Source organism: Rhizobium sp. WSM1274 (genome assembly GCF_025200775.1).
Taxonomy (GTDB): Bacteria; Pseudomonadota; Alphaproteobacteria; order Rhizobiales; family Rhizobiaceae; genus Rhizobium; species Rhizobium leguminosarum_I.
On sequence record NZ_CP104140.1, the window covers coordinates 208,972 to 224,400 of the forward strand.

Genomic DNA, 15,429 nt, shown 5'->3' on the forward strand with positions numbered 1-15,429 from the left:
CAGGCGGATGAGGGGGCTCCGGTCTCTCCATTCAAAAGCACCACAAATTCCCAACCGGGTAAGACAATGGAAATTGCAGACCGATGACCATTTCCGCCGATACGCTCGACATGCGTCGCGACCGCAGGCCATGGCTGCGTCGCGTTGCCGATGCTTCGGAGCCCTATCTCTACAGCGCGCCGTCGCTGATCCTGATCATTGCGGTGATGCTGGTGCCGCTGACGGTCGGCATTTCCTATGCCTTCCGCGATATCCAGCTGCTCAATCCGTTTTCCGGCGGCTTCATCGGGCTCGATCATTTCCGCGAGCTTGCCGGCGATGCCGCCTTCTATGGCGCGCTGCGGAATACGCTCTGGTGGACCGGCGCCTCCGTCGTCCTGCAGTTCGTTTTCGGGCTGATCCTTGCGCTGCTGCTCGACAAGCCCTTTAAGGGCAGGGCGATCGCCCAGGCGCTGGTGTTCCTGCCCTGGGCCGTGCCGTCCTTTCTCGCCGGCCTCAACTGGGCCTGGCTGTTCAATCCCGTCATCGGGCCGATCCCGCACTGGCTCTTCGCCCTCGGGCTGATGCATGAGCCGGGCAACATCCTCTCCGATCCCAATTATGCGATGTGGGGGCCGATCGTCGCCAATGTCTGGTGGGGCATTCCGTTCTTCGCCATCACCCTGCTTGCGGCGCTGCAGGCGATCCCGCGCGATCTCTATGAGGCGGCATCGATCGACGGCGCCGGCTGGTTCCAGCGCTTCCGCTCGATCACCCTGCCGTTTCTGGCGCCGACGATCGCCATCACGGTGCTGCTGCGCACCGTATGGATTTCCAATTTCGCCGATCTCATCGTCGTCATGACCAGTGGCGGGCCGGCCGACCGGACGCAGATCGTCGCCAGCTACATCTTCACGACGGCCTTCAGGCGGCTCGATTTCGGCTATGCCTCGGCGATCGCGCTGGTGCTGCTCGTGCTGCTGCTTGCCTATTCGATGCTGATCATCCTGCTCCGGCAGACGCTGCTGAACAAGGATTGAGATCATGAGACGATCCGTCATTCCCACCATCGCACACCGTCTGGCGATCCTCTGCTACATCGCCTTCGCACTTTTTCCGCTGTTCTGGCTGCTCAAGGTCTCGGTGACGCCGAATGACCTGCTCTATAGCGAGGGCGTGCGCATGTGGCCATCGCGCATGACATGGGATCACTATGCCTTCGTGCTGCGCCACAGCGCCTTTCCGACCTTCTTCAAGAACAGCCTGATCGTCTCGGCCTCGACGGCGGTCACCGTGACCATCTGCGCCTCGCTCTCGGGATATGCGCTGTCGCGCTTCAATTTCCGGGCAAAATACTGGATCGTCGCCCTGATGCTGCTGACCCAGATGTTCCCGCTGGTCATGCTGGTGGCGCCGATCTTCAAGATCCTGTCGCCGCTGCACCTGACCAACAGCCTGACCGGGCTCGTCGTCGTCTACACCGCCTTCAACGTGCCTTTCGCCACCTTCCTGATGCAGTCCTTCTTCGACGGCATCCCGAGGGATCTCGAAGAGGCGGCGAAGATCGACGGGGCGACGCAGTTCACGGCGTTTCGCCAGATCATCCTGCCGCTGACGCTGCCGGGGATCGCCGCCACCCTCGGTTTCGTCTTCACCGCCGCCTGGAGCGAACTGCTCTTCGCGCTGATGCTGATCAACGGCAATGATGCGGCGACCTTCCCGGTCGGCCTTCTCACCTTCGTTTCGAAATTCTCGGTGGATTTCGGGCAGATGATGGCGGCGGGCGTCATGGCGCTCATTCCGGCCGGCCTCTTCTTCCTGCTTATCCAGCGCTATCTCGTCCAGGGCCTGACGGCCGGCGCGGTCAAGGGTTAAACAAATGGCATCGATCGATATCCGGAATATTCACAAAGCCTATGGTCATGTGCAGGTGCTGCACGGCGTCGACCTCGAGATCCGGGACGGCGAGTTCGTCGTGCTCGTCGGCCCGTCCGGCTGTGGCAAGTCCACGCTGCTGCGGATGATCGCCGGGCTGGAGGAGGTCACATCAGGCGAGATCAGCATCGCCGGCAATAGGGTCAACGAGCTGCATCCCAAGGATCGCGACATCGCCATGGTGTTCCAGTCCTACGCGCTTTACCCGCATATGAACGTCGCCGGCAATATGAGCTACAGCCTCAGGCTCCGGAAGGTGGCGAAGGAGAAGATTGCAGGCGCGGTGGCCGCAGCCGCTGCCAAGCTCGGCCTCGACCCTTTGCTCGAACGAAGGCCGAAGGCGCTTTCCGGCGGCCAGCGCCAGCGCGTCGCCATGGGCCGCGCCATCGTGCGCCAGCCGAAGGCCTTTCTGTTCGACGAACCGCTGTCGAACCTCGATGCGCGCCTGCGCGAACAGATGCGCGCCGAAATCAAGAAACTGCATGGCGACCTGAAGGCGACCTCAATCTACGTGACCCACGACCAGATCGAGGCAATGACGCTGGCGGACCGGATCGTCGCCATGCATGGCGGGGTGGTCCAGCAGGTCGGCAGTCCCCTGGAACTCTACGACCGCCCCGCCAATCTCTTTGTCGCCGGCTTCATCGGCTCGCCGGGGATGAATTTCCTCGAGGCCACCTATGATGCCGGCGGCGTGAAGTTGAAGGACGGCACGATCGTGCCGCTTGCAAAGCCGCTGCCGCTTGTCGACGGCGCAAAGGTGACGCTCGGCATCCGGCCGGAGCATGTGCTGGTGAGCGACGGCGGGGCAGGGCTCGCCACCGATGTGGAACTCGTCGAGCCCACAGGCTTCGGCATCATCCTGCACCTTGCCCTGCATGGTCTGCCGTTCAAGATCTTCACGCTGAACCGCGAAGCGCTGAAGGCAGGTCCGAAAATCAATGTGGCCTTCCCGGCCCAGTATCTGCATGTGTTCGACGCCGAGGGAAAACGCGTCGACTGAGAGGGTTGAGGTGGGTTGCTCGCTGCCGCGGTGGTGGCTGAGAGACGTATTGGATGGTGGAACCCTCACGCGCTGCGAGCGGAAAAATCTTTTGCCGCATCGCCCATGAGGGCTATATCGTCCGTGTGATCTTGCTGGACTGGATGCTATGACCGACACTGTTCTCGACCGCTTTCTCCGTTATGTCGTTATCGACACGCAATCCGATCCTGCCTCGTCGACGCAGCCGACCACGGGAAAGCAGAAGGATCTCGGACGGGTTCTGGTCGATGAACTGCTGAAGATCGGTCTCGCCGACGCGCATCTCGATGAACACGGCTATGTCTACGCGACCATTCCGGCCAACAGCGACAAGACGGTGCCGGTCATCTGTTTCTGCTCGCATATGGATACCGCACCCGATTTCAGCGGCACCGATGTCAAGCCGCAGATCATCAGGAACTATGCCGGCGGTGATATCAAGCTTGCCAATGATACGAGCCGGGTGATCCGCGTCAGCGATCATCCCGAACTGAAGAACCAGATCGGCAACGATATCGTCACGACCGACGGCACGACATTGCTCGGTGCCGACGACAAGGCGGGACTGGCCGAAATCATGACCGCGGCTCAGATGCTCGTCGGTAATCCCGATATCAGGCATGGGACGATCAAGATCCTGTTCACCCCCGACGAGGAAGTCGGGCGCGGCGTCAACAAGGTCGACCTGAAGAAACTCGGTGCCGACTTCGCCTATACGATGGACGGCGAGACGGCCGGCCATATCGAGGATGAGACCTTCTCGGCCGATGGCGTCGAGATCAGCATATCAGGTGTGGCAATCCATCCCGGCTTTGCCAAGGACCGCATGGAAAACGCCATCAAGATCGCAGGCGCCATCATCGACCGGCTGCCGAGGCATCTTGCCCCCGAGACCACCGAAGGAAAGCAGGGCTTCATCCATCCGACAGGCGTGACCGGCTCGATGGAGAAGGCGTCGCTGAGCCTCATCATCCGTGACTTCACCGACAAGGGGCTGACGGAAAAGGAAACGATGCTCGAAGCCATCGTTAAGGACGTGTTGGCTGGCTATCCCGGCTCGACCTATCGTTTTGAGGTGAAGGAGCAATATCGCAACATGAAGGTGGTGCTCGATCGTCACCCGGAGATCGTTGAGAACGCCATCGAGGCGGTGCGCCGGGCCGGCATGACGCCGGTGCGCGGCAGCATCCGCGGCGGCACGGATGGCTCGCGTCTTTCCTTCATGGGACTGCCGTGCCCGAACATCTTCGCCGGCGGCCATGCTTTCCACTCGCCGCTAGAATGGGTGAGCCGTCAGGACATGGAAAAGGCCGTCAAAACGATCGTCGAATTGGCGAGGGTCTGGGAAGAGCGCGCCTAAAGCATGTCGCGCAAAAGTGTGCAGCGGTTTTGAGATCGCGACATGCGGAAATCAAAGACATGAAGTGCGGTCAGCGGATCTGAAAGATTGCGACGCGCTTTAGTCTAGGCGCGCTTCCATCTAACTCATACCGGAAGGACGGTTTAACCACCTTTCGTCGGAAGGCTTTCACGCAGCATCACGCTGTCATAGGCGGGCCGGGGAATAGGGATCGCGATGGGCATTCCCGGCTCCGGCTCGACCGCTGTTACCGGTGATGTTTCCGGCGAAGTCACCGGCGCCGTTATCCGCATCTGCCCCGTGCTCGCCGTCGCCATGGGGTCCGGAGCCGGCAGAGGAACGGGAACTGCCGAGGGTATCAATGCCTCGAATTGCGGCGGCAGCATGCTTTCGCCGGGCACATAGTTCATCGCCACCTCGTAGGAGGGCAGCGGCGGCGGCGTTTCAAGCATGCCGTTGGAGTCGCGCTTCTCGTAGAAGGCGTTACCGCCGGCAACCGTCACATAGTGCATATTGTCGTATGGGAATTTCAGGCCATCGGTGTGGAAGAACATCGCATCCTTCACCGCAGGATGGCGTGCGCCCTTGATAAGAATCGCATCGGCCGCGCTCGCAAGCTCAGTTTCCGCCTGCGGTTTGACTTCGCGCGTCATCACGCCGGGCGCGAACTGCCTTTTCTGGGCCACGACGCCGCAGATCGATGTGGAATAGGCGCCAGAGGTGAGCCTGTTCATGACGACGGTCCCGACAGCCATGTAGCCGTCCTCGTCCGAATGCTGCGATTCGAAATACATCGCGCGTTGCAGGCACTCGCGGTCTTTGGCCGTATAATTGAACGTGACTTTCGCCGCTTGGCCCTGCTTCGTCTTGGTGTTCGCCGCCGTTGCCGCCGGTTTCGATGTCGTCGTGCAGCTTGCCGCTGCCAGTCCTACAAACAAAATCCCGATCAGGGATTTTCCAAAGGAAATCTCCGCCCTCAACGCCAGGTGCCTCCTACGGAATTAGTTCAGCCCTTCATGATAAAGCGAAAACGTTTTACTCGTCATATGACTGAAATACAAACAACCTTAGATAACAAAAACCTTAAGGGCCTCTCGCCAAATACGATTCCGGCGATGAGCCATTCCATAATTCCCGAGATCGGAATCGATCCAAGGATAAAATTAAGCAGCAATTCAAAGTGTTACAGCGTCTTCTGCAGCTCTCGAAAAGACGCGCGGCGCTGCCCCAATCTCCATCAGCTGCGGAACAGTTTCCAGCGGGTTGGCTTGAAAGCTACCCGGTTGCGGTCAAGCCTGTCGGCCTCGCTCGGCGGCAATTCGATCTCGATATGCGGGCGGTCGTTGCCGATATCCAATTCGATGTGGCGGGTGCCTGCCACGCGGCGGCTGGAGACGGGCTGGCCGGCTATGCAGTTTTCGGCTGATTCGCAGAGCCTGACGTCATGCGGGCGGAAATAGAGTTGCGCGGGTCCCTCGGGCTCACCATCGGCATTAAGACCGAGCGAACGGCCTTCGAAGAGGATGTCACCGCCTGATATCTCGACCTGCAGGCAGTTCGATTGGCCGATGAAGCCGAAGACGAAGGGCGAGTTCGGATAATCGTAGACCTGATCGGGCGTGCCGACCTGCTCGATCGCCCCCTGGCTCATAACGACGACACGGTCGGCGAGTTCTAGGGCCTCGTCTTGGTCGTGCGTGACGAAAACGGTGGTGTGGCCGGTGCGGTCGTGGATCTCGCGCAGCCATTTGCGCAGGTCCTTGCGAACCTGGGCGTCGAGCGCCCCGAAGGGTTCGTCGAGCAGCAGCACGTTCGGCTCGACGGCCATAGCGCGGGCGAGGGCCACGCGCTGGCGCTGACCGCCGGAAAGCTGGGCGGGATAGCGTTTTTCAAGACCGGAAAGCTGGACAAGGTCGAGCAGTTCCAGCGCCCGCCGGCGGATGTCGGCCTTCGCAGGCCGCCGCGCACCCTTTCTGACTCTCAGGCCGAAGGTGACGTTATCGAGCACCGTCATGTAGCGGAAGAGGGCATAATGCTGGAAAACGAAGCCGATATTGCGCTGCTGCACTGATTTCTTCGAGGCATCCTCGTCGCCGAAGAAGATCAGCCCCTCCGTCGGGCTTTCCAGCCCGGCGATCAGGCGCAGCAATGTCGTCTTGCCGGAACCCGAAGGGCCGAGCAGTGCGATCAGCTCGCCGGAGCGGATGTCGAGCGAGACATCGTGCAGCGCCGGAAAACGATCGAATTCCTTGCGAATGTTTTGAACGCGTACTTCCATTCCAATTCCTTCAGTGCCGCCGGCTGGCGGCGATTTCGGCGCTATAGCGCATTTCCAGCAGCGTCTTCAAAACAAGAGTCAGGAGCGCGAGCAAGGCCAAAAGCGTGGCGACGGCAAAAGCGCCGGTGAAGTTATACTCGTTATAGAGGATTTCCACCTGCAGCGGCATGGTATTGGTCTGGCCGCGGATGTGGCCTGATACCACTGAGACGGCGCCGAATTCACCCATGGCGCGGGCGTTGCAGAGAAGCACGCCGTAGAGCAGGCCCCATTTGATATTCGGCAAGGTCACGTGCCAGAAGGTCTGCCAGCCGCTGGCGCCGAGCGAAAGGGCCGCCTCCTCGTCGGCCGTTCCCTGTTCCTGCATCAGCGGAATCAGTTCGCGGGCGACGAAGGGGAAGGTTACGAACATGGTGGCGAGGATCAGCCCCGGCACCGCAAACAGGATCTTGATGTCGTGAGCGCTGAACCACTGGCCGAGCCAGGTATTGGCGCCGAACAGCAGAACGAAGACCAGGCCCGATATCACGGGTGAGACCGAGAAGGGCAGGTCGATCAGCGTCGTCAGGAAGGCCTTGCCTTTGAACTCGAATTTGGCGATTGCCCAGGCGGCGGTGACCCCGAAGGCGAGGTTGAGCGGCACGCTGATCCCCGCGACGATCAATGTGAGGCGGATTGCCGAAAATGTCTCCGCATCGCCGAGCGCCTCGAGGAAGGGGCCGGTGCCCTTGCGGAAGGCCTCTACGAAAACGGCCGCGAGGGGCAGCAGCAGGATCAGCAGCAGGAAGACGAGTGAAAGGACAATCAGGCTGTAGCGTGCGATCCGATGTTCAGTCGTCACCGAACGCAGCTTTGCCGGTCGAACGGTCGCATCAAGCGCCATAGCCATACCTCCGCCTGCTCCAGCTCTGGATGAGGTTGATGACCAGCAGCAGGGCGAACGAGAGGACCAGCATGATCGCCGCAATGCCGGTGGCTGCCGCGTAATTATACTCTTCGAGTTTGATGACGATCAGCAGCGGCGCAATCTCCGATTTGAACGGCAGGTTGCCGGCGATGAAGATGACCGAGCCGTATTCGCCGACGCCGCGGGCAAAGGCGAGCGCGAAGCCGGTGAGCACGGCCGGCGCCAGCCCCGGCAGCAGCACGCGGAAAATCGTCTGGAAGCGGTTGGCGCCGAGCGTTGCCGCAGCCTCCTCCACTTCCTTGTCGATCTCCTCCATGACGGGCTGCACGGTGCGCACCACGAAGGGCAGGCCGACGAAGATCAGCGCCACGACGATGCCGGCTGGCGTAAAGGCGATCTTGATGCCGAGCGGCGTCAGGAACTGACCGATCCAGCCGTTCGGCGCATAGAGTGTCGCCAGTGCGATGCCGGCAACGGCGGTCGGCAGCGCGAAGGGCAGGTCGACCATGGCATCGATGATGCGTTTGCCGGGGAAGCGGTAACGCACCAGCACCCAGGCGAGGATGATGCCGAAGACGGCGTTGACGATCGCGGCGATGAAGGCGCTGCCGAAGCTGATACGCAGTGCGTTCAACGTGCGGGGATCGACCGCGATCGACCAGAATTTCTCCCAGCCGAGCGCGCTCGACCGGACGGCAAGGCCCGAAAGCGGGATGAGGATCAGAAGGGTGAGCCAGGTCAAGGTAAGGCCGAGCGCCATTCCGAAACCCGGAATGACGCTCGGCCGTTTGAACCGCCACCGCGTGGGGCTATGTGCTTTCATGAAGTCTATTATTGGGCCGGCTTGTAGATTTGGTCAAATACGCCGCCGTCGCCAAAGAATTTCGGCTGTGCGCTCTTCCAGCCGCCGAAGTCGTCGATGGTCGCCAGCGTCAGCTTCGGGAAGCGGGCGATGTCAGCCGGATCGGCGGCTTCCGGCTTGAACGGCCGGTAGTAATGCTTGGCAGCGATCTTCTGGCCTTCGCCCGAATAGAGGTAGTTGAGATAGGCTTCGGCGACCTTGCGTGTTCCCTTCTTGTCGACATTGCCGTCGACGATGGCGATCGGCGGGTCGGCGCGGATGGAGAAGGTCGGTGTCACGATCTCGAACTGGTCGGGACCGAGTTCCTCGAGCGAAAGATAGGCTTCGTTTTCCCAGGCAAGCAGCACATCGCCGAGGCCGCGCTGGACGAAGGTGGTCGTGGCGCCGCGGGCGCCGGTGTCGAGAACCGGAACGTGCTGCAGCAGTTTCGCAACGTAATCCTGCGCCTTGGCTTCGTCGCCGCCGTTGGCCTGCTTGGCCCATGCCCAGGCGGCAAGGAAGTTCCAGCGCGCGCCGCCCGATGTCTTTGGGTTCGGGGTGATGACCTGCACGTCGTCCTTGACCAGATCGCCCCAATCCTTGATGCCCTTCGGGTTGCCCTTGCGGACGAGGAAGACGATCGTCGACGTATATGGCGTCGAATTGTTGGGGAACTTGGTCTTCCAGTCGGCCGGGATCTTGCCGGTCGCCTTGGCGATGGCGTCGATATCGCCTTCGAGGGCAAGTGTCACGACATCGGCGTCGAGGCCGTCGATGACGGAGCGGGCCTGGGCGCCGGAGCCGCCATGCGATGCCTGGATCGTCACGGTTTCACCGCTGTCCTTTTGCCACTTGGCGGCAAAGGCGGCATTGAAATCCTTGTACAATTCGCGGGTCGGATCGTAGGAAACGTTAAGAAGCGTCTGATCCGCGAATGCCGGAGCGATGCCCCCGATTGCGAAGCTGCCTGCCATGACCGCCGCCGCGAGGAGCCGGGTGAACCGTTGTGTCTGCATGGGAACCCTCCTGTTTTGTGTCTTAACTCTATCAATTCAGTCGTATAATGAAACGAAGTTTCTTCCCGTTCCAGTCGGACTGTTAGAATGTCATTCCATTTAAGAGGCGGTTTCGAAATGGACGTGCCGAAGTTGGCCGCGGCCAATCGATCGTCGCCCGCCGTCGTGTCGCGGGAGCGTGTTTTTTTGGCCACAGTTCCTCCACGAAAGCGACATGATGGTGCTGATTTTTGCCAAGATTTTGCCGCGATGGCACTTGCGGATTCCTATATGGCCTCCGTTGCGGTCGTATTCGCCGACCGCAACGCGGGGGCAACCCTTGAAGTGCGCCTCGCATTCCAAACCTGTTAAGGGCCATTCAAAATGAATATCAGGACGATCCTTTTTGCCTCCGTTGCCGCCCTTGCCGCGGCCTCCGGAGCCCGTGCAGCCGACGCCATCGTGGCGGCGGAACCCGAGCCCGTGGAATATGTTCGCGTTTGCGACGCCTACGGTACCGGCTATTTTTATATTCCGGGGACGGAAACATGCCTTTCGATCGGCGGTTACATCCGTACTGAAGTGCGTTTCGGTGACCATATTTCCGGCGACTCCGACGTAGACTTCTGGACTCGCGGTCAGGTCACCTTCCAGGCCAAGAACGACACCGAGTACGGCACGCTCACCGGCGTCATCACGCTGCGTTACAATGTCGACAATGCCACCGACCAGGAAGCATTGCTCGATGAAGGCTATATCGACATTGCCGGTTTCCGCGTCGGTAAGCTGTACAGCTGGTGGGATGACGACATGAGCGGGGAGACCGATACGCTCGCCAGCAACGAGACGACCCACAACTCGATCCGTTATCAGTACGAGGCCGGCGCTTTCGCGGCCGGCATCTCGGTCGACGAACTGGAAGACGACTACGCCACCAAGCCGGGCGACGGCCCGAACAACTTTGGTGTCGCAGGCCAGGTCTCCTACAAGGCCGGCGCCATCAGCGCTTACCTGCTTGCCGGTTATGACACCGACACCAGCGAAGTCGCTGTCCGCGGCATCGTCTATGCCGATATCGGCCCGGGCACGCTCGGCATCGCCGGCGTATGGGCAAGCGGCGCCAACTACTACTACGAAGAGTCCGAATGGACGATCGCAGCTGAGTATGCCTTGAAGATCAACGACAAGTGGAAGGTCACTCCCGGCTTCCAGTACTTCGAAAACATCGCTCTCGAGGCTGACGGCAACGGCTTCACCGGCGGCAGCGCCTATACCACAGGTGTCACCATCGACTACCAGATCGTCGAAGACCTGCGTACGAAGCTCAGCGTGCAATATCACGATGAGGACGAAGGCGACGACGAAGTGTTCGGCTTCCTGCGCTTCCAGCGCGATTTCTAAGATAGTCTGATTGCAGATGAGCGGGCGCGACCTTCGGGCCGCGCCTTTTTATGATGCCGACAAGTGTGAGCGATCTTCGGACGAGCATCATGCTCTCGCTATTGAATTTGGACGTCACACCCGTGAATCGGCGATGAAATCGGAATAGAATTCGTCGACCGTTATTGCCTTGCGCATGGCGGCAAGCACGCCGTCCGATTGCAGCCGCCTGGCGATGGCAGACAGCACGTTCAGATATTCGCCGCGATTGTTTTCTCCGAAGAGCAGCACGAAGGCGATGTCGGTCGGGATATCGTCGATCGCTTCGAAATTCAGTGGTTGGGCGAAGCGGATGAGAAGGCCGCGCGGGCTGGTCATGCCGTCGATCGCCGCATGTGGAATGGCGATACCGTTGCCGATGCCGGTGGAACCGAGCTTCTCACGCGCTTCGAGCGCCTTCAGGATGGTCTGGCCATCGACGGAGAATGCCTTGGCCGCCTTGTCCGCGATGGTCTGCAGCGCGCGCCATTTGGTCGGCGCCGACACGCCGATGAAGGTGTGTTCCGGCCGGATGATGTTCAGAAGGTTCATGTCATTCTCAATACTGTTCGGCTCAATACTGCTCGGGCAGCGGGAGGGAGGGGATGTCAATCCGGTTCCCTGAGCCGGTAGCCGACGCCGGTCTCGGTGGTGATATAGTGCGGCTGGTCCGGAAGCTGCTCGACCTTTTGCCGCAGCTGCCGGATATAGACGCGCAGATACTGCACATCCGCCGCCGGCCCCCATACCTGCTTTAAAAGAAACTGGTGTGTCAGCACCTTACCGGCGTGCTGGGCGAGCACGCGCAGGATATCGTATTCCTTCGGCGACAGCTTTATTTCCTGGCCGTCGACCTTGACGATGCGCTTGACGAGATCGATCGACAGCCCGCCGGTCTGGAAGATTGCCTTTTCGCCCTGCTGCTGCAGGCGGTGGCGCAGCGCCACGCGGATGCGGGCGCCGAGTTCGTTGATGCCGAAGGGCTTGGTGACGTAATCGTCGGCGCCGCTTTCCAGCGCCTTGACGATACCGGCCTCGTCAGTGCGGCTGGAGAGAATGACGACCGGCATGGAAAGCCCTTCGTCGCGCCACGCCTGCAGCAAGTCGTGGCCTGATGTATCGGGCAGGCCGAGGTCGAGCACGATGAGGTCGGGCATGTCGGCGGCGACCGACTGACGGGCGACGCTGGCGTTCGGCGCCTCCTGCACCTCGTAGCCTTGCGCGGTCAGGCCGACGCGGAGCAGCTTGCGGATCGGAGGCTCGTCGTCGACGACGAGGATTTTGACGGCTGAACCGGTCATTTGAGTTCATCCAGTTTTGGAATGTCGGTGGGTTTCGGCAGGCGGATGGTGAAGACAGCGCCCGGACGGCCCGTCCGGTTGCCGGCGGTGATCGTGCCCCCCATCGCCTCGATGAAGCCGCGACAGATGGAAAGGCCAAGCCCGGTGCCGGCGCGCACCTGATCGCCCTTACGCACGCGGTAGAAGGTGTCGAAGACGCGGGTAAGATCGGCCGGCGGAATGCCTGGGCCTTCGTCCGAAATCTGCACGACGACGTTGTCGGCATCGGCCCAGCCGCCGATATGGATCACCGATCCCTCGGGCGCGTATTTCGCGGCATTGTCGAGCAGGTTGAAGATCACCTGCTCGAACAGGACAGGATCGACGCGCACCATCGGCAGCTCGGCGGGAATGCTCATCTCGGTCTTATGGCCGTCGAGGATCTTTGCCGCGCGGCGTAGCGCGCTGCCGACGATATCGCCGGCATAATGCAGCGCATGGTTCGGCTCCATCGCGCCGGATTCGATCTTGGTCATGTCGAGCAGGTTGGCGATGAAGCGGTTGAGGCGTTCGGATTCGTCGACGACGGTCGACAGCAGGTCGCTGCGGTCCTCCTCCGGCATCGAGGCGAAATAGTCGCGCAGCGTGCCGGCGGCGCCGAGGATGGCGGCCAGCGGTGTCTTCAGGTCGTGCGAGATCGACGTCAGCAGGGCCGAGCGCAGCCGGTCCGCTTCGGCCGCAAGCCGTGCCCGGTCGACATCGGCAACAAGCTGGATGCGTTCGATGGCAAGGGCCGCCTGATCGGCCAGCGCATCGAGCAGCCGCTGTTGCTCCGGCGTCAGCAGCGGCCCGTCGCGGCGGTCGCTGTCGAGGCCGATGACGCCGATGGCGGTGCGCCCGGTTCGGAGCGGCACATAGAGGCGCTTGGCGCCGGGCAGGGTGTCGGCGCCGCGGCCGGCGGCATGATTGTGCTCCCAGGCCCAGCGGGCCGCGGCGATATCGGCATCGTCGAGTGTGTCATCGGGGGGATAACCGGCCTTGACGGCGATACCGCCCTCTTCCGGCAGCAGCAGCACGACGCGGACCTTCAACATCGAGGCGAGCTGGAAGGCCGTCGCCCAGAGCACGTCGTCGAGCGTGCCGGTGCCGGCGAGTTTTTTAGAGAAGAGATAGAGGTCCTCGGTCGTGCGCGCCCGCTGGCGGGCGGCGGCCGCCTGGCGCTGCACGGTCGCGGTCAGGTTGCTGGCGATGATGGCGACGCCCAGGAAGAAGAAGAGCGCAAGTACGCTTTCCGGATCGCTGATCGTCAACGTGTAGCGCGGCGGCAGGAAGAAGAAATTGAAGGAAAGCGCGCTGAGGATGCAGCTGTAAAGGGCGGGCCGCAGGCCGTGGAGGACGGCGGAGGTCAGCACCGCCATCAGGAAGACGAGGGCGAGGTTGCGCACGTCGAGCACCTGGTCGAGCACGATGCTGACGCCGAGCGCGATGGCGACATAACCGGTTGCCAGCAGGTAGGCCCTGAAATCCAGTGGCGGCGGGGTGGCGGCCGCCCTGACGCCGCGCGCGGTGGTGCCGTCCTTCTCATTGCCTGAAATGACATGGACGCTGATCTCGCCGGTCTTGCGGATCAGCTCGTCGGTGATCGAGCGGCTCCACCAGTCGCGCCATGTCGGCTTCTTCGGGGCGCCGATGACGATATGGGTGACGTTATTGGCGGTGGCGTGGCGGACGAGCTCTTCGGCTACCTCGCGGCCGGGAATGGTGATCGCTTCGCCGCCGAGCTGCTCGGCAAGGCGCAGCGTGGCGGCGACGATATCGCGCTCGGCTTCCGTCAGATTGATCGAGCGGTTGGTCTCGATATAGACGGCCGCCCAAGGTGCGCGCAGCCGCGAGGCCATGCGGGCGGCATAACGCACCAGCGAGGCGGAGCGCGGATGGTGGTCGACCGAGACGAGAACGCGTTCGCCCGCCGCCCAGGGGCCCGATATGGCATGGGCCTGCATATGCGTGAGCAGCTGGTCGTCGACGCGCTGGGCAGTCTTGCGGAGCGCAAGCTCTCGCAGTGCCGTCAGGTTGCCGGGGGTGAAATAATTGCTCAGCGCACGTTCGGCGGTGCGCGGCATGTAGACCTTGCCGTCATGCAGACGCTTGATCAGATCATCCGGCGTCAGGTCGATGATCTCGACGTCGTCGGCAAGGTCGATAATCGAGTCCGGCACCGTCTCGCGCACGCGGATGCGGGTGATCTGCGAGACGACGTCGTTCAGGCTTTCGACATGCTGGATATTCAGCGTCGTATAAACGTCGATGCCGCGATCGAGCAATTCCTTGACATCGAGATAGCGCTTCGGATGGCGGCTGCCCTCGGCATTGGTGTGGGCGAGTTCGTCGACCAGCACAAGATCCGGCCGGCGGGCGAGGATGCCGTCGAGGTCCATTTCCTCGAGCGGCCGGCCCTTGTAGCTGATTTCAACGCGGGGGATGATCTCGAAGCCGGCGACGAGCGCCTCGGTCTCCTTGCGGCCATGAGTTTCGACAACGCCGATGACGACATCGAGACCGTCGGCCATCTTGGCGCGGCCGGAGACGAGCATCTCGTAGGTCTTGCCGACACCGGGGGCGGCACCGAGGAAGATCTTCAGACGGCCGCGCGACTCCGCCCGGGCTTTTTCAAGAAGCGCATCGGGCGAGGGCCTGCCGGCCTGGTCGCGATTGTCGTCTGGCATGCGTGTGGTCTTTCTGTAGATGGCTGCCGAGGAGGGGCGCTATGTCTTCCTATCCTTCGTCCCTGCGACGCGCGCAGCGATGGGAAGAAAAAGGGCGCCCAGCCTGCCAGGGTTACCGAGTCATAGAAGCATCAAGGCTCTGGTTCAACGCCAGAACATTGACTGTGGGTTCGCCGAGAATGCCGATTTCGCGGGCATGAACCACACCGTCGACCAGCGCCTTGACCTTGGCCTCATCAACACCACGTGCCGTGGCGACGCGCGCCACTTGAAAGTAGGCAGCCTCCGGCGAGATATCGGGATCAAGGCCACTGCCCGAAGCGGTGACGAGGTCGGCGGGCACCTCCGCGTTCGGGTTCGTCGCCTTGGCGGTCTCGTAGTCGCCCTTGACGCGGTCGATCAGCTTCTGGCTGGTCGGGCCGAGATTCGAACCGCTGGAGGCAGCCGCATTGTAGCCGTCGCCGGCGGCCGAAGGGCGGCCGTGGAAATACTTGTCGCTGGTGAAGGCCTGGCCGATCAGCGTCGAGCCGATCACCTGGCCGTTCTTCTCGATCAGGCTGCCGTTCGCCTGGGTCGGGAAGAGGGCCTGGGCAGCACCCGTCATGGCGAGGGGATAGAGAAGACCGGTGATGGCGGTGGTGGCGACGATCATGACGATTGCCGGACGAAGTTCTTTGAACATTGT

General features: G+C 61.7%; 15 protein-coding genes. 6 read left to right on the plus strand and 9 right to left on the minus strand.

What is annotated here, in order from left to right:
* Positions 1-83: 83 nt before the first annotated feature.
* From N2600_RS30755 to pepT, 4 genes are all read left to right on the plus strand, one after another.
* Positions 84-1,019, plus strand: a complete 936-nt coding sequence (locus tag N2600_RS30755) for a carbohydrate ABC transporter permease (RefSeq protein WP_024319982.1) — start codon at positions 84-86, stop codon at positions 1,017-1,019.
* A 4-nt stretch (positions 1,020-1,023) separates the two neighbouring features.
* Positions 1,024-1,854 carry a carbohydrate ABC transporter permease gene (locus tag N2600_RS30760; RefSeq protein ID WP_162115282.1) on the plus strand — a complete coding sequence of 277 codons (831 nt, stop codon included), beginning with the start codon at positions 1,024-1,026 and terminating at the stop codon, positions 1,852-1,854.
* A 4-nt stretch (positions 1,855-1,858) separates the two neighbouring features.
* On the plus strand, positions 1,859-2,917 hold the full coding sequence (locus tag N2600_RS30765; protein ID WP_170258374.1) for an ABC transporter ATP-binding protein: 1,059 nt from the start codon (positions 1,859-1,861) through the stop codon (positions 2,915-2,917).
* A 148-nt stretch (positions 2,918-3,065) separates the two neighbouring features.
* Entirely contained in the window at positions 3,066-4,298 is a 1,233-nt protein-coding gene (gene pepT, locus N2600_RS30770) for a peptidase T (RefSeq protein WP_260299496.1), read from the plus strand.
* Positions 4,299-4,441: 143 nt separating this feature from the next.
* On the opposite strand, the gene N2600_RS30775 is transcribed toward pepT, so the two are convergent.
* The 5 genes from N2600_RS30775 to N2600_RS30795 form a co-directional block, all read right to left on the minus strand.
* Entirely contained in the window at positions 4,442-5,278 is an 837-nt protein-coding gene (locus N2600_RS30775; RefSeq protein ID WP_260299497.1) for a cell wall hydrolase, read from the minus strand.
* 257 nt (positions 5,279-5,535) lie between these two features.
* Positions 5,536-6,576, minus strand: a complete 1,041-nt coding sequence (locus N2600_RS30780; RefSeq protein WP_170258371.1) for a sulfate/molybdate ABC transporter ATP-binding protein — start codon at positions 6,574-6,576, stop codon at positions 5,536-5,538.
* Positions 6,577-6,586: 10 nt separating this feature from the next.
* Positions 6,587-7,459 (minus strand): sulfate ABC transporter permease subunit CysW, encoded by an 873-nt coding sequence (gene cysW / locus N2600_RS30785; RefSeq protein WP_017968349.1) that lies wholly within the window; start codon positions 7,457-7,459, stop codon positions 6,587-6,589.
* Positions 7,449-8,306, minus strand: a complete 858-nt coding sequence (gene cysT, locus N2600_RS30790) for a sulfate ABC transporter permease subunit CysT (RefSeq protein ID WP_260299498.1) — start codon at positions 8,304-8,306, stop codon at positions 7,449-7,451. The genes cysW and cysT overlap by 11 nt, the downstream gene beginning before the upstream one ends.
* Positions 8,307-8,314: 8 nt before the next feature.
* Complete coding sequence (locus N2600_RS30795) at positions 8,315-9,340, minus strand: sulfate ABC transporter substrate-binding protein (RefSeq protein ID WP_260299499.1); 1,026 nt, start codon at positions 9,338-9,340, stop codon at positions 8,315-8,317.
* Positions 9,341-9,457: 117 nt separating this feature from the next.
* Between N2600_RS30795 and N2600_RS30800 the strand changes: the two genes are divergently transcribed.
* Both N2600_RS30800 and N2600_RS30805 read left to right on the plus strand, forming a co-directional pair.
* The gene (locus tag N2600_RS30800; protein ID WP_170258370.1) at positions 9,458-9,691 is read left to right on the plus strand and encodes a hypothetical protein; all 234 of its coding nucleotides are present in this window, start codon (positions 9,458-9,460) and stop codon (positions 9,689-9,691) included.
* Positions 9,692-9,703: 12 nt separating this feature from the next.
* Positions 9,704-10,720, plus strand: coding sequence for a porin (locus N2600_RS30805; RefSeq protein ID WP_017968352.1), 1,017 nt, complete (start codon positions 9,704-9,706; stop codon positions 10,718-10,720).
* Positions 10,721-10,834: 114 nt separating this feature from the next.
* Here the strand turns inward: N2600_RS30805 and N2600_RS30810 are convergent, their stop codons facing one another.
* The 4 genes from N2600_RS30810 to kdpC all read right to left on the minus strand — a co-directional run bounded on the left by N2600_RS30810 (position 10,835) and on the right by kdpC (position 15,426).
* Positions 10,835-11,290 carry a PTS sugar transporter subunit IIA gene (locus tag N2600_RS30810; RefSeq protein WP_260299500.1) on the minus strand — a complete coding sequence of 152 codons (456 nt, stop codon included), beginning with the start codon at positions 11,288-11,290 and terminating at the stop codon, positions 10,835-10,837.
* Between the two features lie 56 nt (positions 11,291-11,346).
* On the minus strand, positions 11,347-12,039 hold the full coding sequence (locus N2600_RS30815) for a response regulator transcription factor (protein ID WP_260299501.1): 693 nt from the start codon (positions 12,037-12,039) through the stop codon (positions 11,347-11,349).
* Positions 12,036-14,744: a sensor histidine kinase gene (locus N2600_RS30820; protein ID WP_170279532.1), complete on the minus strand. Its 2,709-nt coding sequence runs from the start codon at positions 14,742-14,744 to the stop codon at positions 12,036-12,038. Before N2600_RS30820 ends, N2600_RS30815 begins: the two co-directional genes overlap by 4 nt.
* 112 nt (positions 14,745-14,856) lie before the next feature.
* Positions 14,857-15,426: a potassium-transporting ATPase subunit KdpC gene (gene kdpC, locus N2600_RS30825; RefSeq protein ID WP_260299502.1), complete on the minus strand. Its 570-nt coding sequence runs from the start codon at positions 15,424-15,426 to the stop codon at positions 14,857-14,859.
* Between the last annotated feature and the right edge of the window lie 3 nt (positions 15,427-15,429).